At 70.0% G+C, this 22647-nt stretch carries 20 protein-coding genes and 1 pseudogene; 8 read left to right on the top strand and 13 right to left on the bottom strand.

Features of this window, described 5'->3' with window-relative positions:
- Nucleotides 1-255: 255 nt before the first annotated feature.
- From WMF34_RS21010 to WMF34_RS20995, 4 genes are all read right to left on the bottom strand, one after another.
- On the bottom strand, nucleotides 256-1116 hold the full coding sequence (locus tag WMF34_RS21010; protein WP_437994333.1) for a formylglycine-generating enzyme family protein: 861 nt from the start codon (nucleotides 1114-1116) through the stop codon (nucleotides 256-258).
- Nucleotides 1116-1994 (bottom strand): hypothetical protein, encoded by an 879-nt coding sequence (locus WMF34_RS21005; protein WP_012236686.1) that lies wholly within the window; start codon nucleotides 1992-1994, stop codon nucleotides 1116-1118. The genes WMF34_RS21010 and WMF34_RS21005 overlap by 1 nt, the downstream gene beginning before the upstream one ends.
- Before the next feature lie 4 nt (nucleotides 1995-1998).
- Complete coding sequence (locus WMF34_RS21000) at nucleotides 1999-3801, bottom strand: serine/threonine-protein kinase (RefSeq protein WP_437994332.1); 1803 nt, start codon at nucleotides 3799-3801, stop codon at nucleotides 1999-2001.
- 65 nt (nucleotides 3802-3866) lie between these two features.
- Nucleotides 3867-4262 carry a VOC family protein gene (locus WMF34_RS20995; RefSeq protein WP_437994331.1) on the bottom strand — a complete coding sequence of 132 codons (396 nt, stop codon included), beginning with the start codon at nucleotides 4260-4262 and terminating at the stop codon, nucleotides 3867-3869.
- 725 nt (nucleotides 4263-4987) lie between these two features.
- On the opposite strand from WMF34_RS20995, the gene WMF34_RS20990 reads away from it, so the two are divergent.
- Both WMF34_RS20990 and WMF34_RS20985 read left to right on the top strand, forming a co-directional pair.
- On the top strand, nucleotides 4988-6151 hold the full coding sequence (locus tag WMF34_RS20990; RefSeq protein ID WP_012236683.1) for an IS481 family transposase: 1164 nt from the start codon (nucleotides 4988-4990) through the stop codon (nucleotides 6149-6151).
- A gap of 671 nt (nucleotides 6152-6822) precedes the next feature.
- The gene (locus WMF34_RS20985; RefSeq protein ID WP_437990100.1) at nucleotides 6823-8943 is read left to right on the top strand and encodes a recombinase family protein; all 2121 of its coding nucleotides are present in this window, start codon (nucleotides 6823-6825) and stop codon (nucleotides 8941-8943) included.
- Between the two features lie 288 nt (nucleotides 8944-9231).
- On the opposite strand, the gene WMF34_RS20980 is transcribed toward WMF34_RS20985, so the two are convergent.
- A complete protein-coding gene (locus tag WMF34_RS20980; RefSeq protein ID WP_437994330.1) occupies nucleotides 9232-10818 on the bottom strand; it encodes a hypothetical protein in 1587 nt (528 codons plus the stop codon).
- A gap of 156 nt (nucleotides 10819-10974) precedes the next feature.
- Here WMF34_RS20980 and WMF34_RS20975 point away from each other — a divergent pair.
- A pseudogene (locus WMF34_RS20975) lies at nucleotides 10975-11271 on the top strand (FG-GAP repeat domain-containing protein); the annotation flags it as partial.
- Nucleotides 11272-11409: 138 nt separating this feature from the next.
- Complete coding sequence (locus tag WMF34_RS20970) at nucleotides 11410-11697, top strand: FG-GAP repeat domain-containing protein (RefSeq protein ID WP_231864965.1); 288 nt, start codon at nucleotides 11410-11412, stop codon at nucleotides 11695-11697.
- A 61-nt stretch (nucleotides 11698-11758) separates the two neighbouring features.
- Here WMF34_RS20970 and WMF34_RS20965 read toward each other — a convergent pair whose 3' ends face one another.
- Nucleotides 11759-12430, bottom strand: coding sequence for a hypothetical protein (locus tag WMF34_RS20965; RefSeq protein ID WP_012236679.1), 672 nt, complete (start codon nucleotides 12428-12430; stop codon nucleotides 11759-11761).
- A gap of 6 nt (nucleotides 12431-12436) precedes the next feature.
- Nucleotides 12437-13042: a C39 family peptidase gene (locus tag WMF34_RS20960; protein ID WP_437994655.1), complete on the bottom strand. Its 606-nt coding sequence runs from the start codon at nucleotides 13040-13042 to the stop codon at nucleotides 12437-12439.
- Nucleotides 13043-13600: 558 nt separating this feature from the next.
- Between WMF34_RS20960 and WMF34_RS20955 the strand changes: the two genes are divergently transcribed.
- Entirely contained in the window at nucleotides 13601-14785 is a 1185-nt protein-coding gene (locus tag WMF34_RS20955) for a lipase family protein (RefSeq protein ID WP_012236677.1), read from the top strand.
- A 143-nt stretch (nucleotides 14786-14928) separates the two neighbouring features.
- On the top strand, nucleotides 14929-15147 hold the full coding sequence (locus WMF34_RS20950; RefSeq protein WP_437994329.1) for a hypothetical protein: 219 nt from the start codon (nucleotides 14929-14931) through the stop codon (nucleotides 15145-15147).
- 122 nt (nucleotides 15148-15269) lie between these two features.
- Here the strand turns inward: WMF34_RS20950 and WMF34_RS20945 are convergent, their stop codons facing one another.
- Entirely contained in the window at nucleotides 15270-15656 is a 387-nt protein-coding gene (locus WMF34_RS20945) for a hypothetical protein (RefSeq protein WP_437994328.1), read from the bottom strand.
- A 163-nt stretch (nucleotides 15657-15819) separates the two neighbouring features.
- On the opposite strand from WMF34_RS20945, the gene WMF34_RS20940 reads away from it, so the two are divergent.
- Nucleotides 15820-16215 (top strand): hypothetical protein, encoded by a 396-nt coding sequence (locus WMF34_RS20940; RefSeq protein ID WP_437994327.1) that lies wholly within the window; start codon nucleotides 15820-15822, stop codon nucleotides 16213-16215.
- A gap of 15 nt (nucleotides 16216-16230) precedes the next feature.
- On the opposite strand, the gene WMF34_RS20935 is transcribed toward WMF34_RS20940, so the two are convergent.
- Entirely contained in the window at nucleotides 16231-16473 is a 243-nt protein-coding gene (locus WMF34_RS20935; RefSeq protein ID WP_437994326.1) for a hypothetical protein, read from the bottom strand.
- On the opposite strand from WMF34_RS20935, the gene WMF34_RS20930 reads away from it, so the two are divergent.
- Nucleotides 16472-17911: a hypothetical protein gene (locus tag WMF34_RS20930; protein WP_437994325.1), complete on the top strand. Its 1440-nt coding sequence runs from the start codon at nucleotides 16472-16474 to the stop codon at nucleotides 17909-17911. The two genes, WMF34_RS20935 and WMF34_RS20930, sit on opposite strands and share 2 nt — an antisense overlap.
- A gap of 67 nt (nucleotides 17912-17978) precedes the next feature.
- On the opposite strand, the gene WMF34_RS20925 is transcribed toward WMF34_RS20930, so the two are convergent.
- From WMF34_RS20925 to WMF34_RS20910, 4 genes are all read right to left on the bottom strand, one after another.
- A complete protein-coding gene (locus tag WMF34_RS20925) occupies nucleotides 17979-18920 on the bottom strand; it encodes a formylglycine-generating enzyme family protein (RefSeq protein WP_437994324.1) in 942 nt (313 codons plus the stop codon).
- A 6-nt stretch (nucleotides 18921-18926) separates the two neighbouring features.
- The gene (locus WMF34_RS20920; RefSeq protein ID WP_437994323.1) at nucleotides 18927-19586 is read right to left on the bottom strand and encodes a hypothetical protein; all 660 of its coding nucleotides are present in this window, start codon (nucleotides 19584-19586) and stop codon (nucleotides 18927-18929) included.
- Between the two features lie 11 nt (nucleotides 19587-19597).
- The gene (locus WMF34_RS20915; RefSeq protein WP_437994322.1) at nucleotides 19598-21790 is read right to left on the bottom strand and encodes a hypothetical protein; all 2193 of its coding nucleotides are present in this window, start codon (nucleotides 21788-21790) and stop codon (nucleotides 19598-19600) included.
- A gap of 163 nt (nucleotides 21791-21953) precedes the next feature.
- Nucleotides 21954-22565, bottom strand: a complete 612-nt coding sequence (locus WMF34_RS20910) for a 50S ribosomal protein L11 methyltransferase (RefSeq protein WP_437994321.1) — start codon at nucleotides 22563-22565, stop codon at nucleotides 21954-21956.
- Between the last annotated feature and the right edge of the window lie 82 nt (nucleotides 22566-22647).

Here is a 22647-nt window from a genome sequence, read left to right as displayed (position 1 = left end):
CTCCGTTTGATTCCGTCATCACATCCGGATAGTATAAGGTTCGGGCCTGACGTGGAGAGATCTTGGCAATCTACGCCGTCCCGTCGACAACTGGCGAAAAGGCAGACCCCCACAAGCAGAACGCCAGCAAGGATCCTGTAATTTCTCGGTGTCATAGCCTTGATATACCAGCTTGCTCTGGCGCGCGCGAGCCTCGGCGATGGCATCGCGCGAGCGATCCAGGCAGAGCCCGCGACCGCCGGCGTCGCCGCCGCGCTACCCGCTGCAGCAGCGGAACCCGATCGTATGATCGGTGTCGGCGCGCTCGCGCTCGTCGCGCGCGTCGCACCGGAGCTCCTCGAGCGCTCCCCCGCTGTCGAACGCCCCGCCGCGGGTCCTGCAGAGGTCGCCTGGGCCGACGTCGTCGGAGCACGCGTCTTCCCACTCGCGGACGTTTCCGCTCATGTGCTGCAGGCCGAGATAGCCGCCCTCGCACGCCAGGCTCGTGTCGTCGCCGACCGGCACCGTCTCGGTGCTGTCGCCGTTGCACTGGAGAGCGTCGAACTCGCCGGTGGAGTGAGCGAGCGCGCCGTGCTTGCTGCACGCGTCGAACCACTCGCCCTGCGCCATGCCGCCGCGGAACGGCAGCGGGCCGCCGTGGCGCTCGCCGCAGAGGCGCTTGCCGTGGCTCTTGCAGAAGGCGCGCGCGTCGCACCAGTCGACGCAGGTGGCGGGGTGCTCGTCCTCCTTGCGGCGCGTCGTGCACACGGGGGGCGCGTCGGGCCCGGTGTCGTCGAAATCGAAGGTGCTGTTGAACGAGCAGAACGGCTCCTGCGCCGCGACGTCCGGCCGCGTGGCGAGGAAGGCGCGGTAGGCGGCGTTCGAGACCTCGGTCCGATCGACGCAGAACGAGCTCTCGATCGTCACCATGCTGGCGGGGCACTGGCAGACGCCCTCGGTGCACGCCGCCGTCGTGCAGTCGGCGCTGGCGTCGCAGGGCTGGCCGTACAGGCACGAGGCGTTGCCGGCCCCGGGCTCGCAGGTGAGGCCGCGCAGCGGGCGCACGAGCGAGCACGCCGAGAGGAGGGCCGCCGCCAGGGCAGCGGCGCCGCCGCGGGCGCGGGCCGACGCGCGCATCAGAAGGCCCCCGCGACGCCCGCGGCGCTGCCGGCGATGAACGGCCAGAGCGCCGTCGCGCCGGCCTTCGGGGGCTGCGCCGCGGCCGGCCGGGTCAAATAGAGCCACGCCGCGGCGCCCAGCGCGACGACGCCCACGCCGAGGCCGACGTCGGCGACCGCGTGCTGGACCCGGATGGCGCGCACCTCGCCTTCCGTGCAGCGCGGGGCGCACGTGGCGCGCAGGTCGGCCTCGGCGCTCAGCGAGAGGGCGCCGGCGACGGCGAACACCGCGAGCCCAGCGACGCCGACGGCGCCGGAGGCCCACACGAGCCCCGGGACCGAGGGCTCCGCGGGCGGCGCGGCGCGCGGGGCGAGCGGGTGAGGCGAGGCTGGCGCGCCGGCCGAAGGTGCGCCCAGGGTCACGGTGAGCGGGCGGTTCTTCTCGCCCTCGCGGATCAGCACGCGCTCCTCGACGGCGGGGCCCGTCGCGGGCTCGAAGCGGAAGGTGCGCGGGCCCGGGTCGACCGGCAGCGCCTTGCCGTCGAGCGCGGCGGCGAGGGGGCGTCCGTCCACGAGCACGCGCACGTCGAGGCGCTCTCTCCCGTGCGCGTCCCTCGCGGCGACGACCACGGAGGGCAGGCTCCGCTCGACCTCGGCGAGCCACGGCCCGCAGTCGGCCACGGCGGCCGCCGGGCACGTCGGCTGCGAGCATACGACGAGCGCGGCGCGCGCCTCGATCAGCCGGCCGTCGCGGCGGAGGCCCTGCGCGCGCTCGTAGGCGTCGGCGCACGCCTTCTTGTGGGGCGCGGCGTCGGCGCGCGCGCCGGTGAGCGAGAGCGCCGCCGCGGCGGCGAGGGAGAGCGCGAGCCGGGCGCGGGTGGGACACGCGGGGTTCATCGGTTCACAGGCACTCCGGCTTGAGCCGGCGTATGCCGGCCTTGTCCACGGTATAGGGCGGGGAGCAGCGCTGGGCGTCGGCGCGGGTCGCGCGCGGCGCGGGTGCGGGCGCGCGCGCGCCGGCTGCAGGGCGCGCCGGGCGCTGTGCGGGCGCTGGCGCGACGGCGTTCGCCGGGGCCGCCGCCGCGGCGGCGCTCGCCGGGTCGGCCGCGACGGTGCTCGCCGGGGCCGCCGCGGCGGCGCTCGCCGGGTCGGCCGCGGCGGTGCTCGCCGGGGCCGCCGCGGTGGTGCTCGCCGGGTTGGCCGCGGCGGTGCTCGCCGGGCTCGCCGCGTCGGCGCTCGCCGGGGCCGCCGCGGCGATGCTCGATGGGCTCGCTGCGACGGCGCTCGCCGTGCTCGCGGTCGAGGCGCCGGCCAGCTGCGCCGCGGGCGCGTGGACCGCGCGCGCGGCGTCCTCCGGGCCGGGAGGGGCGCGGCGCCACGACTGCGCCGCGAGCGCGGCCGCGCCGCCGAGGAGCAGCGCGCCGAGCAGCACGAGCAGCGGGCGCGCGCGCTTCTTCGCCGCGGGGGGCGGACCCTCGCGCCGCGCGCCGTCGGTCGCAGATAGCCCCAGCGAGATCCCGCTGGACGTCACCGATCCGGGCGGGGGCTCAGCCGCCGGCGTCCCCTGATCGAGGGCCCTCGACGGGATCGAGGGCGCTGTCTCTGCCAGCCCCCGCGCCGGGCCGCCCGGCGGCGTGGGCTCGCCTTCGTCCGCTGCCCCGTCGCCGGGCGCGCCCGACCCACCCCGCGCGGCCGCGCCCGAGCTGGCCGTCGCCGGGCCGCCCGGGATCCCCGCCGACGCGCTCTCGATGGCGGCGACGCGCGCCGCCCGCCGCGCGAGCGCGTCGCCGGCGAGCGCCTCCACCCACTCGCCCACGGCGCGCGGCGACGCGAGCGGGACGGCGTCCTCGATGGCGACCGCGAGCTCGCGGGCGGTCGGGTAGCGGCCCTCCGGGTTCCGCTCGAGGGCACGGAGGACGATGGCGTCGAGCGCGGGCGGCACGTGCGCCGCGAGCGAGCTCGGGGGCAGGATCGGCTCCTCGAGCACGGCCCGGATGATGTCGCCCTCGTCGCCGCCGTCGAAGAGCCGGCGGCCTGCGAGCGCCTCCCAGAGGACCGCGCCCGCCGCGAACACGTCGGTCCGCCGGGTCACGTCGGCGCAGAGGACCTGCTCGGGGGCCATGTACGCGAGCTTGCCCTTGATCTGCCCGCCGCGGGTGGTGCTGAGCCGCCCGCGCGCCTTGGCGATGCCGAAGTCGAGCAGCCGCGCCGCCCCGTCGACGCCGACGAGCACGTTCTCGGGCGAGACGTCCCGGTGCACGATGCCGAGCGGCTCGCCCGACTCGCTGCGCGCCTCGTGGGCCGCGTGCAGGCCGTGGAGCGCGCCGCACGCGATGCTCGCGACGATGGGCACCGGCGCCGGCGCGCCGCCCGCGCGCGCCGCCCGGAGCAGCCGCGCCAGCGACTCGCCCCGCACGTACTCCATGACAAGGAACGCCTCGTCCTCGGCGAGGAGGAGGTCGACCATGGCGACGACGTTGGGGTGCTGGATGCGCGCGACGATGCGGGCCTCGTCGCGCAGGCTCTCGGCGATCTCGGGCGCCTCGGCGAGCGCGGGGTGCAGCCGCTTGATGGCCACGGTGCGCGAGAAGCCCGCGTCGCCGACGAGCCGGCCGAGGTGCACGGACGCCATCCCGCCGGATGCGATCGCGCCGTACAGCAGATACCGCCCGATGGGCCTGGGCTGCGACGGCTCGGGCGACATGCCGGTGGGATGATACACGAGCGCGCCCGGCGCCGCCTGGGAGGCGCCGGCGCGGGCAGTGGGCCTCAGCTCTGGAGGGGCGTGCTCGGCTCGACGAAGCAGAGGCGGTAGCCGTCGGGGTCGGCGACGACGACCTCCCGTGTGTGCCACGGCTGGTCGCGCGGCCCGTCGACGGCGGCGCCGGCCGCCGCGGCGCGCGCGGCGATGGTCTCGATGCCGCGGTCGCCGGCGGCGCTGAAGCAGACGATGACGCCGAGGCCGCGCTGCCCCGCGAGCGAGACCCCCGGCGGGGTCGCGACGAGGAAGAGATCGGCATAACGCGCCCAGCGCAGGTGGATGAACACCGGATCCTGGTGGACGCGGGTGAAGCCGAGGAGCTCGTAGAACGAGGCGGAGCGCTCCGCGTCGGTGACGAGGAGCTTGACGTAAGCAGGCATCACGTAGGGGTCGTCGCCGGGCATGGTCGCTGGGCGCGAAGGTGCGCCGCGCCGGGCCGGAAGGCAAGGCGCGAGCGCCGGACGGGGCAGCGGCCGTCCGCGAGCCCGGCGGTCCGCTGGGCAGCGCGCGAGGGATCGAGAGAGCGGGAACGGGCTCTGGGGCGGATAGCACTGCTGCGGGAAGTTGCCCCGGATCGGCAGAGAAACCGCCATGGCGCCAAGGTCGCCAAGGGGAGAAGAGGAAGTGCCGTTCCGGCATTCCCCCCTCCCAGTTCCCTGGTTTCTTGGCGCTGGTTTCTTGGCGCCCTTGGCGTCATGGCGGTTCGCTTCCCCCCTCCGACTTCCAGCAGCAGTGATAGGTAATGCCGCTCTCCGGGCAGATCTTGTGCTGGCTTCTCGGCGCACAAGGATAGTGCCCAATTCACCAACCGCCCGTGACAACAAGCGGATCGGGCGGCTGCTGCGAGAGGCGAAGCTGCGAATCCCGAGCGCGCGTCTGGAGGACACCACCAAGGTCCAGCGCGAAGCCGGCCGGCAGATGCTCGGCGCCATCTAGACGCTCGACGCTATCGACCAGCTCTTCGTGCGGCACGACAGGTAGGTGTCCCCCCGGTCGTTCACCTCGGCGTCCTCCTGGGTACGGACCGGTGGCCTGGGTAACGGTTCAGACCGGGAGCCTGGGTAGCACCTGGACGGACCGGGAGCTTAGGTGACACATGTCGTAGAGGACCGGCGACGGAGGAGCGCTGGTGCCTTGGAAAGAGACATGTTCAGTGGACGAGAGGCTTCGGTTCATCGCGCAGGTCAACGAGTCGGACGAGACGTTCGCGGAGCTGTGCCGGCGGTTCGGCATCAGCCGGAAGACGGGGTACAAGTGGGTCGAGCGCTACGAGCAGGCCGGACCGAGCGGGCTGGAGGAGCGGCGGCCCGTGGCGCACACGTTCCCGCATGCGACGCCAACGGTGCTCGTCGACGCGCTGATCGAGCTGCGGAAGGAGCGCCCCACGTGGGGGCCGAAGAAGCTGCGCGCCCGGCTGGAGAGCCTGGGTCTGGAGGGGCTACCGGCGGCGAGCACCATCGGCGAGCTGCTCAAGAAGCACGGGTTGATCCGGCCCCGTCGACGCCGCGTGGTGACGCCGACGACCGCGATGCCGTCGCCGCTGGCTCCAGCCGAGCAGCCGAATGACACGTGGTGCGCCGATTTCAAGGGCCACTTCGCGCTCGGCGACAGGACGCGCTGCCACCCGCTGACGTTGACGGACCAGGCGTCGCGGTACCTGCTCAAGTGCGAGGGCGTGGCGAAGCCGCACGAGGCCTCGGTGCGGCCGCACTTCGAGCGCGCGTTCCGCGAGTTCGGGCTGCCGCATCGCATCCGCTCCGATAACGGCCCGCCGTTCGCCACGATTGGCATCGGTGGGCTCTCGGCGCTCTCGGTCAGCTGGATCAAGCTCGGCATTCATCCCGAGCGGATCGAGCCCGGTAAGCCGCAGCAGAACGGCCGTCACGAGCGAATGCACAAGACGTTGAAGGCGGAGGCGACATCGCCGCCAGAAGCCAACTTGGCAGCGCAGCAGCGCGTCTTCGACCGGTTTCGGCACGAGTACAATGATCAGCGTCCGCACGAGGCGCTCGGCCAGAGGACGCCGGCTTCGCGCTACACGCCCTCGCGCCGCTCGATGCCGAGCAAGCCCTCGTCGCCGGAGTACCCGGACACGATGGCCGTTCGACGCCTGGACGAGCAAGGACGGATGCTGTTCGGGGGCGCGCAGACCAACGTCTCCACACTGCTCGCCGGCGAGCCCGTGGGGCTGACTCCGATCGCCGATGACGTCTGGGAGCTGTACTACGGCCCGGTCCTGCTCGCGCAGGTCACCCTCAAGAACAAGGAGCTGAAGCTGGCCAGGACGCGGTGACCTGCGCGAACTCACGCCGGATCGTGAGGAGAGGCTCGTGTGTACCGCGACCACGGGGAGCGGTTCGTGTATAGATCCAGGCGGTCCGAGAAAGTGCGGCGAGCGTGTCGCGTCGACGAGGATCCGGTCCCTGTTTCCAGTCCTCCCGGAGCAGGGGCCCGTGGCTCAAGGAAGTGTCACCGCAGCTCCCGACACCGTCCACAAACTGCGCCACGTCCAGCACCCCCTTCGGAATATGTCACCGTCACGCTGCCCATCCATCCCCTGAAGGGACGGCGGCTTGCTGTGGTCGCGTCCGTGCGCGGCCAGGATGGCCGGCGGTACGTCGACGCCGAGCATCCGCAGGGCTGGACGATCCGTCTTCCGGTTGAGTGGACCGATCGAGCCGCCACATGGGTAACGCCGCGGTTGTACGGCCGCGAAGTCCGTCTGGATGCTCGCGGTTTGCTTGAGCTCGCTGGCGCCGTGCGTACCGCCCTGGACCTCCACCGAGAGACGCCCAAGACAGAGGCGGTGGCACCCGAAGAAACGAGACAACCCGCCCATGCCTCGGCCGAAGATCCCTCGGTGGTCAGCGCTCCCCGCAACGATGCAGCGAGATCTGCTGGGCGCGTGGGCCACGCTCGTCCTCAAAATGCTACGCGTCGAGCCCACACCCGTCGAGGTCGGCCATGAGCGACAAGATCCAGCCGCAGCATCTGGAGCGTCGAGCGATGGTCTACATGCGCCAGTCCACGCTCCGTCAAGTCTACGAGCATCCTGAGTCCACGTCCCGGCAATACGCACTGAAACAGCGTGCGATCGAGCTTGGCTGGTCTGCCGACCGTATCGACGTGATCGATGAGGACCTTGGTCAGAGCGCTACAAGCGCGCAGTGGCGCACCGGCTTCCAGCGGCTGGCCGATGATGTAGCGCACGGACGCGTCGGAGCCATTTTCGCGCTGGAAGTCTCACGGCTCGCCCGCTGCTCAGCGGACTGGTACCGGCTGCTTGACTTGTGCGGCCTTGCCGATGTGATTCTCGCTGATGAGCACAGCGTCTACACTCCACGTGATTCCAACGATCGGCTTCTCCTTGGACTTAAGGGTACTATGAGCGAGGCAGAGCAGATGTGGATGCGCTTGCGACTGCACGGCGGAAAGCTCAGTAAGGCGCGTCGCGGAGAGCTCTTCTTTCACGCTCCAGGCGGCTACGAATGGGATGAAGCTGCGTGCCGTTTCCGACTCGATCCGGACGAGCACGTCCAGCGTGCTCTCCGACTCGTCTTCGAGCGCTTCCGCCTTGATGGGAGCGCCTATGCTGTGATGCGGTACTTCGCCGATCGCGGACTCAAGATGCCGGCGCGTAGCATCGCGACAGGCGAACTGCGCTGGGGGCCTCCGCGGCATGGCACAATCCTTCGCATATTGCACAACCCGACGTATGCCGGCGCGTATGTCTTCGGTCGACATGAGGAACGCCTCGCGCTTGTGAACGGTCAACCGCGCCGCCGCGTGACACGCCTGGCGCAAGAGGCATGGAAGACGTGCCTCCGCGATCGCCATCCGGCCTACATTCCATGGGAGGAATTCATGGCCAATCAACGAAAGCTGCATGACAACCGGACCCATCAAACATCACCTGATCAGCACGGCGCCGCTCGTGAAGGGCAGGCCCTGCTCCAAGGCCTCGCATTGTGCGGCAAGTGTGGTCATCGCATGGTCACGAATTATCAAGGCACGCTGCGGCGGGCATACTACAGATGCCGGACCCCGATCACGCATACCGGCGGCCGGCATGTGTGCTGTACTGTTTCGGCGCGGGTCATCGATGAGGCGGTCTCAAGGCTCTTTCTGGAGGCGACCCAGCCGCCCGATATCGAGATTGGTCTGGCTGTAGTCCGCGAAGCAGAGCGACAGTCAGACGAGGTGAACCGACAGTGGAAGCTGCGACTGGAACGGGCACGGTATGAGGCACGGCTCGCGGAGCGCCGCTATAAGGCAGTTGATCCGGACAATCGCGTCGTCGCGCGCACGCTCGAACACGAATGGAACGAGAAACTTCGTGAAGTCGAGGCGTTGGACCGAGAGCGCCAGGAGATGTTCCGACGTGAGAAGGTCAACATTACCGATGAGGACCGCCGTCGCATCTTGTCGCTTACCAAGGACCTCTCTCAGGTCTGGAACGCGCCATCCACCACGCACGCCGAGCGGAAGAATCTTCTTCGCATGCTCGTTCAGCAAGTCACCTTGAGTCCCATCGAGGTCCCTGCGCGCATGACCCGCGTGCAACTGCTCTGGAAGACGGGTGTGGTCAGTGACTTTACCGTCCCGCGGCACAGCAAGCCCATGGCCGTGGTGACGCCCCCCGAGGCGATCGAGCTTATCAAAATGCTCGTCGCTGACCAGAAGCCCGATCGGGTGATCGCCGACGAACTCAACCGCCGCGGGCTGCGCACAGGCCGCAGCGCTCGATGGAGCGCGATGTCTGTGCGCTGGATCCGCTGGCGCCACGACCTGCGGCGCCCCAGCCTCCCATCCCCCTCCGCACGTCAGCCGGACCGGCGCGCCGACGGCCTGTATTCTATCCACGGCATCGCTGCACGCTTCCACGTCACCGAGCACGCCGTGCGCTACTGGGTCGCCAAAGGCTGGCTCAAGAGCGTCGAGGGCGGTGGCCTTGGTCGTACGTTATGGTTCAAGCTCGACCGGGCAACGACCAAACGCCTGAATGAGGCCAAAGCCCGCGGCTATGGTCCGCGACCTCGAAGACATTCCCAAACCAGCATGCAGGAGGAGAATCAGTATGCGTAGGGCGTCCCGGTCAGAAGTGTTACCAGGGCTCCGCTCGTACACTGCGCAGGCCCGGCGACCCTGCTGCGCAGGCCTGGCGACCCTGCTGCGCAGGCCCGGCGACCCTCCTGGGCGGCCTCGGCGCCCTCCTGCGCAGCCCCCGCGACCCTCCTGCGCACCTACTTTGGTGTCCTATCGTACGATCTCGTGGCTCCTGCGCAGCCCCCGCGACCCTCCTGCGCACCTACTTTGGTGTCCTATCGTACGATCTCGTGGCTCCTGCGCAGCCTTGGCTTGTGAAGGCACAGATCAGGGCGAGAGCTTCAGAAGGAAGACATCCCGCATCTGGGCGGAGATCGGGCCGTCTCCGAAATCGACCGTGCCCTCGAATCCGCCGAGAACGAAGACGTTGCCCCCGGGGTCTGTGTCGATATCCCATCCGAACTGCGCTCCGGCGCCGCTGAAGTATCGGCTCCAGAGCGCGTCCCCGTGGGGGTCGAGCTTGGCGACGAAAGCCTCTTCGACCGCGCCGTCGCTGCTATCGATAGGCCCGTTGCCGAAGTCGATCGTGCCGCCGAAGCTGCCCGTCAGCACGGTGTTGCCCTGAGCGTCCGCCGCGATCTGGTAATGGACCAAGCTCATGCCGTCGCCGAATTGCCTGCTCCAGATGTGCTGTCCGTCGGGATCGAGCTTCGCGACAGCGATACCAGAGCTCGCGGTGAGAGCGCCTCCACCGAAGTCCACCGTGCCGTCGAGCGCCGCGAGGACGTGCAGAACCCCATTTTCATCGGTATCGATGTCGAGGCCGGTCTGATTGAGCGCACCGCCGAAGCGCTTGCTCCAGCGCGGGGTGCCGTCGGGGTCGAGCTTCGCCACGAAGATGTCTCGGTCCCCCGCGCTGACGAGGGGGCCGCCGCCGAAGTCAATGGTTCCGCCGAAATCGCCCATGATGAGCACATTGCCCTGCCTGTCCAACGCGACGCCCCTGCAGGCCTGGTAGTCGTGATCTCCGAAGAGCTTCCCCCAGAGCACCTCGCCGGCGGGATTGAGCTTCAGCACGAAGGCATCGACGCCGCCGGCGCCCACGATCGGCTCGTCGCCGATGGGAATGGATCCCCTCGCGCCGCCGGTGACGACCGCGTTCCCGGCCCGGTCGACCGCGATGTGGGGCGCGAGCTGGACGGCATCGTTACCGAAGCGCTTCGCCCAGAGGAGGCGGCCATCGGGGTCAACCTTTGCGACCAGGATATCCTGGCCCTCCGTCGCGCCTGCCATGGGACCCGCGCCGAGGTCGATGGTGCCACGGGCCAGGCCTGCGGCGAGCAGATTGCCCTGCGCGTCGGCCGCGAGGGTCGAGTACTTTGCGATGCCGCTCGCCGTGTTCGGCAAGGCGACGTTCCAGAGGCAGGTACCCGACGCGTCGAGCTTGGCGACGAAGGCGCCGAGTTCCAGGGCGTCGAGGGGCCCTGACCCTGCGGTCAAGGGGCCGCAGCCGAGATCGGTCGACTCGTAGATCTCGGCCGACAAGAAGACGTTCCCTTCTGAATCCGCCGCCACGGCGCGGGGACTCTCCGCTCCGGAGCCCGCGATCGTCTTGCTCCAGGGTAGATCGTCCGGCGTGACTGTTCCTCCGGTGCCCGTGGTCGTTCCCGCGCCACCGGTGCCCGCGGCCGTCTCCGCGCCACCGGTGCCCGTGGTCGTTCCCGCGCCACCGGTGCCCGTGGCCGTCTCCGCGCCTCCGGTGCTGGTCGCGCCGCCGTCGCCGCCTGTGCCTCCGCTGCGCTGATCCGGAATGACGACCGAGGAGCATGCCGCGAGGCATGCTGCGGCGAGCAGCGCAGCACCGCGTCCGGGCGATCCGCCCTTCTGAGAAAACACCCATCGAGTGCTGTTCATCCAATGCCTCCGTTGTGAATCCGTGTCGATCGCCCGAACGCTCGACGGCAACATCAGCATGATCGTAGCGCACGCGCCACCGCCGCGACGCTCATCGACCAGCTGCTGGCGGAGCAGACCGCGCGCGGCGCGCCGGACGCCTTCCTCTCGGCATCGATGCTGGCCCAGCTGCTGTTCGTCCAGATCTTGCGCGCCCACCTGGCCGCGGCGCGACGCCTGCCCGCGGGCTGGCTGCGGGCCGTCAGCGTGCTCGTCAACCACGGCGATGGGACCTTTGCGGAGCGCGCCGTCACGGCAACCGGCGCGACCCCGATCGCGCTCACCGCCGCCGAATTCAACGGAGATGGCTACCCAGATGTCGCGGTGGTCGAGAGCCGCGCAGGCACGGTGAGCGTACTGCCGGGCGTCGGCGATGGCACCTTCGGGCCCCGCCAGAGCCAATCCATCGGCGTCTCGCCGAAGGCGCCCGTCGCCGCAGACTTTGACCAGGATGGCCGGAGCGATCTCGCCGTCGCGCGAGCGCCCCGGTATCTCGCTCCTGGGGTGATCGCGATGTTGCACGGCGATGGCAAAGACTGGTCTTCCAAGCCGATGGACACCACGCTCGGCACCCATGGCGCGCCTTACGGCCTCGTCGCCGCCGATCTCGATGGCGACGGCACGCCCGATCTCGCCGTCGCGGGCGGCTCTGCCCTGCAGGCCGCCGCCACGCTCCTTAACGACGGCGAGGGACACTTCTCGGTGTCCACCGTCTACGAGAACGCCGCCGGCGGCGTGGCCGTAGCCGTCGGTGACGTCGACGGTGACGGCGTGCCGGACCTCGTCATCGCCGACCACGGCGTCGCGACCGTGAACGTGATCCTCGGCCGCTGCCGCTGATGATCTCGTCCCTGGTGGGCGCGGCCTTCACGGACGCGTGCTCCAGCGGCCGGGAGGGGCCTCAACCCGGCTTGTCGGTCATGTCGCGCCTCGCCTCGGGCACGAGGCGCGCGAAGACCTCTTGGGCGCGCATGGTCTGTCCGGCCTCGAAGCCGAGCCGATCGTCATCGAAGATCGGGATCAGCAGGACCTGATTTTCCTGGCGATAAGCCACGAAATGACGGTGGAGGGCCGGCACTTCGACGTCGAAGTAGTCGCTCGCTGGCCGCCTGGTCCGATCCATGCTCTGGCGGCGCGCGGTCTCCAGGGCTCGGATCAGGGCTGACCCGCCAAAGCCGCCCACGGTGAGAGCGCCGTCGACCCTCCTGGGGTGCACGATCATCGAGGACCGCACCTCGCCGTCGACCAGCACCGGGGCAAAAGTTTGTGGAGTCGGATGGAGCAGGGGCGTCGGGTCCTGGTCGCGCTGGTACGCGGCCAACTCATCAAGGCGCACCATGCTGACCGGCAGCGGCTCGCCAACTGTCGCCCGGCTCACTTCGTCAAGCGACCTGAACCCCAGGTCCATGTAGTTCTCTCGGTTGACGAGCCGCTCCAGCGTCGAAAGCGCGTTCCTGGCCACTTCCTTCACCTCCCTGGTCGTCGTGGTCGGCGGTTCCGGGAAGCAGGCGCTCAACGGAGCGAGAAGCGCGAGACAGACGAGGATGGTCGATTTCGTGGATGTCGTGCGCATATCATTTTACTCCCTGCGGGCGAAGGCGTAGTAATCGTTCCAGTGGGTGTAATGGCCTGGTTGGGCGTCGAAGATCTCGTATGTGTTCTCCCAATAAGTCCCCGTCCCGGTATCTGCCGGGGACGGGTCGTTGATCTTCAGGTAGTTTTGCCCCGAGACGGTATGGTATCCCACCGCCACCATCATGTGTCCTCCGCCTCCGAGATAGTGCCAGGAGAAGGCGAAGGGGCGGCCATTACAATAGATCTCGTCCTGCACTTCATTCCAGGACAGCGCCACATTGGAGGTCGTCCTGTAGTTGAAGTCGTACTCGTCAGGCTCGGGCCAGCCTGCCTTGTCACAGTCCAGCGGCACAGGCGATTGGCAACAGTCGATACGGTAAAACTGCTTGTTGGCCTCGTCGCATTGTTTGACCGTCGCGCCGAGGAAGTTCATGACCATCTGTCCGCTTGCCGCCCAGCACCACTTCGATTGCTCCTGAGGAGACAAGGGTACCGGCAGCCGGTGCTCCGGCTGGACCTGACAGAACTCTGGCTCATGAGGAGACTCGGGGGCCGGCAGCGAGGCGTGCGTCGGGACCGGACAGAACCCTGCTGCCGCTAGACATGCCATCGTACCAAGACGCCACGTGGTCACATTTGTCCGCATAATGCCTCTTCTGGGCTAAATCGTCATTGTCGCATCTGTGAACGAGCGGCGCGTGGGCGCCCCCTTTCCCCCCTCCGAATCCGCGCGCATGCTGCGTCCAGAGATCGCCGCGCAGACGCCCGGCATGAACCAGGACGCCTTCGGAGGCCCAACACATGGCAGCGATGCATCACGTCTCATTGTTGAACGTGGGACGGCACACCTCGCTGTCAAGCGGTCCCGCTGGGACGGCGCCCACATGGATCGCTCGTCAACCCTGATCACATTGACCCGCACAACCTCCTGTCTCACAATGACACCACATGAGCGCCGCATTTCCCTGTGCGGCATTTTCCGCCTCGACCCACAATCCGCTGTCGATAGCGCCGGAGATCGCACAGGCCTCAGAGGAATTCTGAAGGAGCCCAAGGAACTGTCCGGCGAATCGTAAATTGCAGCAGGATTACGAGACGACCACCAGCGCGGGACTTTTGGTCCGAGCTGCTGCCTGTCATTTTGCGCACGGAGAAGGAGACGCACACAATGGAATTCGGCTATTACCCGGATCCGCGCAAAGACGCACCCGGCGGACCCACCCGCGCCAGCGAGAGTCTAGGCAAATTGCGTAGACGCCTAGAAGCCGTGCCTGCTGGAGAGGATCCAGATGTAACAGTCAGGGCCTTGAAAGCGATCCTGTGTTGCAATGCCGATGACGTAGTCGCCAGGCTCGCGCAACTCACGCCGGGGGCCTACGACTCGACCGCTGCAAGCATTCTCGCGGCCGCGTCGACATGGGCGTATTCTGACATCGATACGTTTGCCAGAATGGTGAAGCAGTGGATTTGTCCAGCTCGCTTCGTCGGCGCGTGGTTGCGAAACGAGGCGCTCGTTCTCGATCCGTCCGTTTACATGATCCAGAGCGATGATTCTCAGGTAGTGATTCTGTGCTTTCGAGGCACGACGCCAACGAGCCTGGTCGACCTGCTGACGGACGTGAGTGCCAAATCGGATCCATTCTACACGATTGGACAGATACACGGTGGATTCGGCCGATCTGTCAGGGCGCTCATGGCGCCCATTCGACAGTGGCTGCATCTCGCGCGCGGCGGCAAGTCCATCAATGACACGATCGCCGAGAGTCACCTGGACTGCTGCAGCGAGATCGGCGCCGAGCCTATCCCGGACAGCCCGCTCAAGGCACTTTATATTACAGGTCATAGCCTGGGCGGCGCCATGGCCGTCATTGCTGCGGCGCATATATTCGCCGACGAGAGCTTGCGCCCGTATCGGAGTTTGCTCCGCGGCGTTTACACGTTCGGTCAGCCAATGGTGAGCGGCAAGGTGTTCGCGCGTTATTGCGATGCCGCCTTCGGAAAGATGCTCTTCCGGCATGTCTATCGGTGGGACGCTGTGCCATCCCTCCCTCCGCGGACTATGGGGGAATACGAGCACTTCGGCCAGGAGTACGAGGCGGCGGACACAGGATGGCAGTACCGCGACTCGACGATAACGCAGTCGAACATTGGTTCCCTGCGCATTGCCCTGGCCGGCGTCGCCTGGGTCATGGATCAACTGCAAGGTATCCGAGAGCAGCCCGTGGTCAGGGACCTGGCGCTTCTGCTCTCTCGGTGGGTGGGGAACCCTCCTTCGCTGGCTGATCATTTGCCCCTGAATTATGTTCGAACGTCGCAGATGGCCCGGGTCGGCGGGGAGTTTGGCCCTCGCTGATCGCGCAGGGGGCCGGCCCGCTCGGCGGCTTGGATCGACGTATCAACGGTCGCGCGGCGAGACGCCGGCAGGGCGCTCCGCCATGATTCGTCAGCCACGCTGATGTCGTCGGCGCTTCCAGGGGTGGTTGAGGCGAGATCCGGATGGTCATCGCGATCGTCCGGCTACACCACGGCATCCAGGCAGGGTCGGTGGACCTCGGCCCCGCGGTGACCGGCAAGACGTGCTGGCTCAAGGGGATCGGCGGCATTCTCCGCGGCGGCGTCTCCACCGGCGTGGTCGTCCAGTACGACGCCACCCAGTCCAGGTGGGAGATGAACGTCTCGGCGAACACGCAGGGCTTCGTGGAGTGCAGCATCTGATCGGCCGAGGTCCGGCGCCGGCGATCCTCTCGAGGACCGTCGCGCGCTCGGCCTCGTTGCCGCCTTCGCCGAGGCCATCGGCGAGGCCCGCCGGCGCGCCCAGGAGCTGGACGGCCGTTGAATCAGTGGTCCGTCGACGCGAAGATGCGCAGTCCCTGCGGCGTGCGCAGCAGGTTGTAGCTCTCGCGCCAGGTCGACAGTACGCCGCCTGACGCGTCCAGCAGGTCCCACGACACGGTGGCGAGCAGCGCCTCGCCCCCCATCGTGACCACCTGGAGCTCGCGGTGGCGGCAGTCCGTGCAGCCGTCGCCGCGGTACTGGTCGACGATGCGCTGGAAGTAGGCCCCGACGGCCTCCGCGCTCGTCAGCAGGTCGTGCAGGCCGGCGGCGTGCATCGCGAGGTACGGCACGTGGTAGCGGCGGGCGATCAGCGGCCCGTCGAAGTGCGCGAACGCGGCGGCGAAGTCGTCGAAGAAGGCGGTGGCTTCGGCGTGGTGGAGGTCGGTCATCGGCAGCGCTCCGGGGCGGGCAACCCGCCATCGTGGCGGGCGCGGGGGACGACGACATTGCTGCCGCCATGGATAACACACGCCCTACCGTCCGCTCCTGGACCGCGGCCTGCGGTCACGACCCGACGCCTCGCGCGTTGGGGCGAATGGACAGGAGGTACCGATGGACGAGCCCTGTGGACGCGATCTGGCGAACAACGCGGTGGTTCCCGAGCGGCTGGCTGAGCTGTTCCGGCACGTGGCCGACAACCTGGAAGCCCACGCGCGCTGGGTGGGCAGCGCGACGCCCGAGGCCCGCCTCGAACACGACGCGATGCGCCGGGTGGCCGCCGGCTACCGCGAGATCGGCGAGGCGGCGGGCCGCGCCGCGGAGGCGATGCGGGCTGCGGGCGATTTGCCCGCCGCCCCCCACGACCTCGCGCGCTTCGACCGCGGCGCCTTCGAGGCGTGGATGCGCCGCAAGATCGAGCTTCAGCGCGGTTTTGCGGCGCTGCTGCTCGAGCACGCCGAAGCCTCCGAGCGCGTCCTGCGCTCCATGGCGGCCGACGATCGCGGGTGACGGCCGCGCGCTGCGTCAGGCCGTCAGCGCATCGAGCTGCCAGCAGCGCTCGCGCGGGGCGCGCTGGCAGCAGATTTTGATGCATTTGAATGCGGATCGTCGATCGAGCCGCATGATACAGCGCCATTTTCCAGGAGGACGCTCGAGCGTGGAAGGGGTTTCTATGTCAACCAACGTGTGCAGCGTGTCTGTACGGTGGACGGGCGCGACGACGAGCTTGACTCCCGGATCGCTCTTGGATTCTCTGGATCCCACCATGCGCCTCTCTTTTCGCTGCCTTGGGATCCTCGCGTCCGGTCTTTGCGCCGGCTGTTTCATCGATGGCGGGCGGCCTGGGACCGAGGCCACCGACCTCGTGGGCGGGCATTACGAGTCCGGCGGAGATGCGGCTCCAGAGGAAGAGACGACTCCCACCCCTCCACAGAAGGATGAGACAGATACGAGCGAGTCGAACGATGAGGCTGACTCGCCTCCGATGGAGACGGAGGGTCAGGCGGGCGGTCCGATGGAGACGGAGGGGGAGGAGGACGGTCCGATGGAGGATGGCCCGACAGAGACGGAGGGTGGTCCGATAGCGCCGCTGCAACCCGACCCGTCGACGGGTGTGCACGACCCGGGGACGTGTTCACCCGCCACGGTGCAGGAGGGTGACGATTTTTGCTCGGCGCGCCAGGTGTGCACCGGTAACACGATCACGGCGAACTGCAGGACCATCGGTGGGGTTGCCAGCTGTGTTTGTCAGGACAGCTTTGGCGGGTATGACGTCTCGCTTCCGAGCCTGTCTTCCGGGGTGTGTGGCTCGATCCTCGAGGCGTGCAAGGTGGGGAATATTGCCTACGGCGAGCCCGCTTGCGCCGAGCCGATCACGCAGGTCTTTGACGGCTTTTGCCAGACCGACCGCAGGTGTGAGGTCCCGCTGATGGTGGGAGCGATCGACGCTTTCACCTACGACGACCAGCAATCTTACTGCACCGCCAGCAGCGATGGTGGGATGGACTGCACCTGCACCACCGCGACCCGTTATACATCGTACCACCTCGCGGAGAACGACCTGAAAGCGGGCTGCGAGCAAGCCCTCGCTGTATGTGCCTCTGGAGACGACGCATCGCCCTTCACCGAATCTCCGAGCTGCGCGCCGAGCGACCAGGCGCGAGCCGAGGATTCCTGCACCGTGGATACGTCGTGCATCTACTCGGCAGATCTCGGGGACGGTGTCACGCAAACCGCGGCGGCTGGTTATATCATCAACTGTGGTAAAGGCACCGGAGACAGCGCCTGGGGATGCGGGTGTTGGGACAACTGGAACAACGTACATTTCGACATTCCCAACAACACGTCCGGCTCGGGGATCTGCACGAACCTGGCAGAGCCATGCAAGTCACTTCATCCGGAGACGGTTTTTCGCGATGCCACTTGCAGCCGGGTTCACCGGACCGCGAGCCGTGGCGTCTGCTATTCCGAGCTCGATTGCCAGCGGCCGTCCAGCCTGGGAGGGCTGGATGTCGTGTTGCACGCGCCGTTGAACATCAGCTGTAAGCAGGAAGACCCGGCATTGGGGTGGCAGTGCGAGTGCAGCGCGGCGGACCGTCACGTCATCACCGTCGACGCCGAAGACGCGATGGACGCCTGTGACACCGCCGCCGCGCCGTGCCAGGAACTGGCGAAACAGGGCGCGATCTCGGCGACCGCCGAGTGACGGGTCCGGTGTCGGGGACGGCATTCCCAGCCGATCCCCGTCTGGCGCTCGGCTGACGCGGCGCAGCTTACTTCGTCGCCTGGGCCGCCGGCTCGACGACGCAGCGGATGCCGAGGAACCCGCAGCGGTACGTCGCCTCGAAGCCGCCCGGCCGCGCGGTCCTGACGAGCGGCGCGATGCCGTCGCGCCAGCTGCCGCCGCGGGCGATGCGCATCTTGCCCTTGCCGTCGTTGGCGTTGGTTGTCCACTCGAAGACGTTGCCCGCCAGGTCCTGGATGCCCTGCGGGCTGGCGCCGGCGGGGAAGCTCCCCACGTCGCACGCTGTCTTGCGGACGGTGCCGCCGCCGGACCAGCAGAGCTGATCCTTCGGCGCCTCCTCGCCCCACGGATACGGCCGCGCCTCCTCGCCGCCGCGGGCCGCCCACTCCCACTCGTCGTCGCGCGGCAGTCGCTTGCTCTGCGCCGCGCAGTAGGCCTCGGCCTGCGCGAAGTCGACGCAGACCATCGGCTGCTTCTCCTTGCCGGCCACGCCGTAGGTCGACGCCTCCTTGGCGCAATCCGCGAATTTATCCGTGCACTTGCCAGCCTTGACGCACGCCGCGAAGGCCTCCGCGGTGACCTCGGTCCTGTCGACGCAGAGGTCACCCACGGTGGCCTTCACCTTGAGCGGGCCCATCACGAAGCTGCCGCCCGGGACCCGGGCCATGCCCTCGGGGCAGCCGTCCGACGGCTTCGCCGCGTCGGCGGGCGCGGCGGGCGGCTCGGCGCCGGGCAGCCCGGCGCTCGCCTGCGCCGAGGTCGCCGTCGGCTCGGGCTGGGGCGACGCCGGGGCGAGCGCCGCCCCGGTCGGGGCGGGGCTCGTGGCCGCAGGCTGCGCGGCGGGCGCCTGATCGGCGGGCGGGCCGCCGGGAGCCGCGGGGGCGGCGCCGCACGCGGCGACGAGGACGCCGCTCGCGGCGGCGAGGAGGAACAGCGAGGAGATCGCGCGGAGCGTTGTGTGGGATCGCATGGTGTCTCAGGAGGCGGTCACGGTCGGCGCCGGCTCGTCTTCCAGCCATTGCTCCTGGATGACGATCGCCGGCAACAAGGTGAACGGCCCGTCGTAGCCCGGGCCGAACGTCAGGATCTGGATCACCCGCCGATCGCCGCGGCGGATCGGGAACATCACCTCGCCCCCGCGGGGGAGCTCGCTGCCGCCGCGGGGCGGATCGATCCAGAAGGCCACGCCCTCGGTCTTCCCGCCGAGCAGCGAGATGGCCGAGACGGTGAGCTCCGGGCAGCGGATGCGCAGCCACTCCCTCGCCCTGTACGCGCGGCAGCCCGCGGCCGCGGGGCCGGCGCGGGAGAGGCGGACGCGGGGCGCCGCCTTCCACTCGGCGGCCGTGGGCTGCTTGGACGGCTCGGGCGGGAAGGGCGCGGCGTCGAGGGGCAGCTCGTCGCCGGCGTCGGTCGCGGCGCTCGCCGCGGCCCTGGGCGCGCCGGCGTCGGCCGTGGCGCTGGCCGCAGCCTTGGACGCGCCGCCGGGCTGCGCGGCGCCCGCCGCGGTCTTGGACGCGCCGCCAGGCTGCGTGGCGCTGGCAGCGGCCTTGGGCGCGCCGCCTGGCTGCGCGCCGGGCGCCCCCGACGCCGCGGCCAGGACGGAGGCCACGCCAGCGCCCATCAAGGCGAGCAGCACGGAGCGCGGCCTCATAACGTCTCCAGGAACGCCACGAGCGCCGCCCTGTCCTCGGGCGACAGGTGGCTGGTCTTGCCCATCCAGTCGGCGTTCTGCTCGATGAGCTCTGCGAGCGTGCCGGCGCGCCCGTCGTGAAGGTAGGGCGGCCGGCCTCCGACGAAGCGCAGCGACGGCGTCTTGTACTCGGGGCGCGGATCCTCGTCGTAGCCCGGCGGCGGCGGTCGCTTCGGCATCGGGTACGCCGTGCGATCGGTGTAGTCGCTCGTGGGGACGTGGCAGCGGGAGCACTTCGCCTCGTCGCTGTGGAAGATCTCCCGGCCGCGCTTCTCGCGCTCGTCCGGCGCCCTTTCGGCGATTGGCGGCGTCACGAGGCCCCGGCGGAGGAACATCGCGAGATAGGTCGCGCGCGCCGCGAGGCTGGCCGGCGTATGGTCGATCGGCAGCCCGCCCCAGCGGTGCAGCCCCATGCCCGTCTGGAGCCTGCTCGCGAGGTCCTCGCTCTCGCCGTGCCAGCCGTACGGCCCGGCCGCGCCCACGTTGCCGGCGAGCATCGGGGTGCGCCGCGGAACCCCTCGCTTCTTGGCGACCTCGGGGATGTTCTCCGGCCGCCCGACGAAGTTCGCGTGCTCGCCGTCGGCCGTGCTGAAGGTCGCCTCGCGCCAGACGTACCCGTCGTCGCGCCCGTCGGGGTGGCAGCCCGCGCAGCCGAGGTTGCCGCTCACCGTGGCGTCGAGCGCGTTGTAGAAGAGCCGGCGGCCCTTCGCGACCTCCGGCCCGAGCGGATCGTCGGCGAGGTGCACGAGCGCCGACGGCCCTTCCGCCACGCCCGCGGCGGCCGACGCCGGCGCGGGGCCGGCCGAGCCCGCCGGGCCCGCCGCTCCCACGGGCGCGACGGTCGGGCCCGCCGCCGCGTCGTGCAGCCGGAGCGCCGCCACGTCGCCTGTCGATCGGCAGAAGACCCACGCCGTCGCCTCGTCCGCGGAGAGCGCGAGGCCGGTCGGCGCGCCGCACGTGCCGGCCACGCGGATGTGCGGATCGTAGCGGCCGCCGACCGGGTAGCTCCTTACGATCGCGAGCGTCGGATCCACCGCGGTCGCGTCCACCTCGAGCACGAGATCGTCGCCCTCGCCCGCGACGAGCAGCGTGCGCGCGCGCTTGCGGTACGCCGTGGCGCGCGGCTGGGTGACGGGCGTGACGCCCGCGCCGGGCAGGGTGATCACGCTCTCCGGGGTGATCACCTGCTCCGCGAACGCCGACCGGAGCACCGGCAGGTTGCCGTGGTGCGGCGGGGCGAGCGGCTCGTCCCGGCCGGTGATCAGCACGTCCACCGTCGCGGCGCCGAACCACGCGGCGTGGCCCATGGCGCCGAGCGCGTGCCGCGCCGCGAACAGGCGCCGCCCGTCCTCGGAGAGCGAGAGCGCATACCCCAGCGACGCGGCGAGCCGCTCGCCCGACGGCGCGCGCAGCGGCGAGGCGGGCAGGGCGACGCGCCGGACCCTCGGCGCCCCGCCGAGATCGTCGATCCTCGTGAGATCGGCGCCGACGAGGTGGCTCACGTACGCGGCGCTGCCGTCGGGCAGCACCGCCACGCCCCGCGGCTCGCGCGCCACGTCGACGGTCCACCGCGTCTGCCTGGCCTCGAGGTCGACGGCCGAGACCTTGTGGGTCCACGCCGAGGTCACGATCGCGGTCTTCTCGTCGGGCGTGACCGCGATGCCCCACGCGTCGGCGGGCAGCGGCACGCGGCCCACCTCGACGAGGCCGGCCGCAGGATCCGGCCGGAAGATCAGCAGCAGCCCCGGGTCGCGAACGGTGGCGAGCACGCGCGCGTCGTGCTCGCCGCGCCCCCCGAGCGCGAGCACCTGCGCGGGCCTGCCTGGCGCGGGGACCCCTGCGCCGGGCCGGGCGGGGTCGAGCGGCAGCGGCACGACGCGCACGACGCCGTGGTCCTCGTCGGCCACATAGAGCGCGTCCTCGCGCGCGGCGCGGGACAGGGCGCCGCCCTCGCGGACCGGCGCGCGCAGCGGCGCGGCCGTGGACGGAGGCAGCGGAGCGGAAGGGGCGCCCGCGCCGCTGGCCGAGGAGCTCGCGCTGCCGGCCGGGCCAGGCCCCGCGTCGGTGCCGGGCGTGGGGCCGCGGGAGCAGGCGCTCGCGGCGAGCGCGAGGAGCGCGGCGAGGTGGCGTGTCGCGGGGAGGGGCGGCAAGGGATCGCAGGATGTTCGCGCGCCCTCGCGCCCCGGGTCAACGGCCGCGCTGCGGGAGGGCGCGACGGCGCTGCGCCCTCATGCTCCTTCTTCGGTTCCGGTTCCGGTTCCGGTTCCGGTCATGGAGTCATGCAGTCGTCCGGGGGCGACCGCCGCGCCGAGATCATGTCGCGGCTCCCGCATCGGCGCGCGGCTCGGCGTCGCGCCACACGAGCGCGCGCCACGCGCCCCGCTCGAAGATCTCCGGTCGACGGTCGGCCAGGAGCGGCGCATAACGCGCCACGATCTCGGGAACGTCGGTGGACACGAGCCCCGAGAGGATCAACGTCCCGCGGGGAGCCAGGCGCGCCACGATCCGAGGGGCGAGCGCTGTGAGGACGTCGCGGAGGATGTTGGCCACGACGACGTCGAACGTCCCGTCCGGCCACGTCGCCGAGAAGCTCACGCGCGCTTCCACCGCGCTCCGCCGCGCGTTGTCCGCCGCGACCGCGTTCGCGGCGGCGTCGATGTCGACGCCGATCGCCTCGCCGCCGAGCTTCGCGGCGCCGATCGAGAGGATCCCCGTCCCGCTCCCCACGTCGAAGAGGCGAAAGCCGCCGCGTGGCGCGAACGACGCGAGCGCCTGGAGGCACATCCGCGTGCTCTCGTGCCGGCCGTCGCCGAACGCGTGGCTCGGGCCGAGGGCGATGGTGCGGTCGTCGACCTCCGCGCCCCGCGGATCGGTGATCACGCGAAAGCGAGGCGGCACGTCAACGATGCTCGAACGGTCGCTCATGCGTCGTCCAAGTCTGCCACCGCGGCGGCCCGGGTGTCAGCTCCCCGGTGGCGATGCCCTCGGCGGTCGCCCGCATCACCTC

Source organism: Sorangium sp. So ce145, assembly GCF_051525985.1.
In the GTDB taxonomy this organism is placed as follows: domain Bacteria; phylum Myxococcota_A; class Polyangia; order Polyangiales; family Polyangiaceae; genus Sorangium; species Sorangium cellulosum_B.
This window is presented reverse-complemented; position numbering and strand designations above follow the sequence as displayed.

Coding starts and splice junctions, on each gene's coding strand:
- WMF34_RS20940 (WP_437994327.1), top strand. CDS start 15,820: ATGGACGAGCCCTGTGGACGCGATCTGGCGAACAACGCGGTGGTTCCC.
- WMF34_RS20935 (WP_437994326.1), bottom strand. CDS start 16,473: ATGGTGGGATCCAGAGAATCCAAGAGCGATCCGGGAGTCAAGCTCGTC.
- WMF34_RS20910 (WP_437994321.1), bottom strand. CDS start 22,565: ATGAGCGACCGTTCGAGCATCGTTGACGTGCCGCCTCGCTTTCGCGTG.
- WMF34_RS20970 (WP_231864965.1), top strand. CDS start 11,410: ATGGACACCACGCTCGGCACCCATGGCGCGCCTTACGGCCTCGTCGCC.
- WMF34_RS20980 (WP_437994330.1), bottom strand. CDS start 10,818: ATGAACAGCACTCGATGGGTGTTTTCTCAGAAGGGCGGATCGCCCGGA.
- WMF34_RS20965 (WP_012236679.1), bottom strand. CDS start 12,430: ATGCGCACGACATCCACGAAATCGACCATCCTCGTCTGTCTCGCGCTT.
- WMF34_RS20945 (WP_437994328.1), bottom strand. CDS start 15,656: ATGACCGACCTCCACCACGCCGAAGCCACCGCCTTCTTCGACGACTTC.
- WMF34_RS20985 (WP_437990100.1), top strand. CDS start 6,823: ATGAGCGACAAGATCCAGCCGCAGCATCTGGAGCGTCGAGCGATGGTC.
- WMF34_RS20995 (WP_437994331.1), bottom strand. CDS start 4,262: ATGCCCGGCGACGACCCCTACGTGATGCCTGCTTACGTCAAGCTCCTC.
- WMF34_RS20930 (WP_437994325.1), top strand. CDS start 16,472: ATGCGCCTCTCTTTTCGCTGCCTTGGGATCCTCGCGTCCGGTCTTTGC.
- WMF34_RS21000 (WP_437994332.1), bottom strand. CDS start 3,801: ATGTCGCCCGAGCCGTCGCAGCCCAGGCCCATCGGGCGGTATCTGCTG.
- WMF34_RS20925 (WP_437994324.1), bottom strand. CDS start 18,920: ATGCGATCCCACACAACGCTCCGCGCGATCTCCTCGCTGTTCCTCCTC.
- WMF34_RS20950 (WP_437994329.1), top strand. CDS start 14,929: ATGGTCATCGCGATCGTCCGGCTACACCACGGCATCCAGGCAGGGTCG.
- WMF34_RS21010 (WP_437994333.1), bottom strand. CDS start 1,116: ATGCGCGCGTCGGCCCGCGCCCGCGGCGGCGCCGCTGCCCTGGCGGCG.
- WMF34_RS20955 (WP_012236677.1), top strand. CDS start 13,601: ATGGAATTCGGCTATTACCCGGATCCGCGCAAAGACGCACCCGGCGGA.
- WMF34_RS20960 (WP_437994655.1), bottom strand. CDS start 13,042: ATGGCATGTCTAGCGGCAGCAGGGTTCTGTCCGGTCCCGACGCACGCC.
- WMF34_RS21005 (WP_012236686.1), bottom strand. CDS start 1,994: ATGAACCCCGCGTGTCCCACCCGCGCCCGGCTCGCGCTCTCCCTCGCC.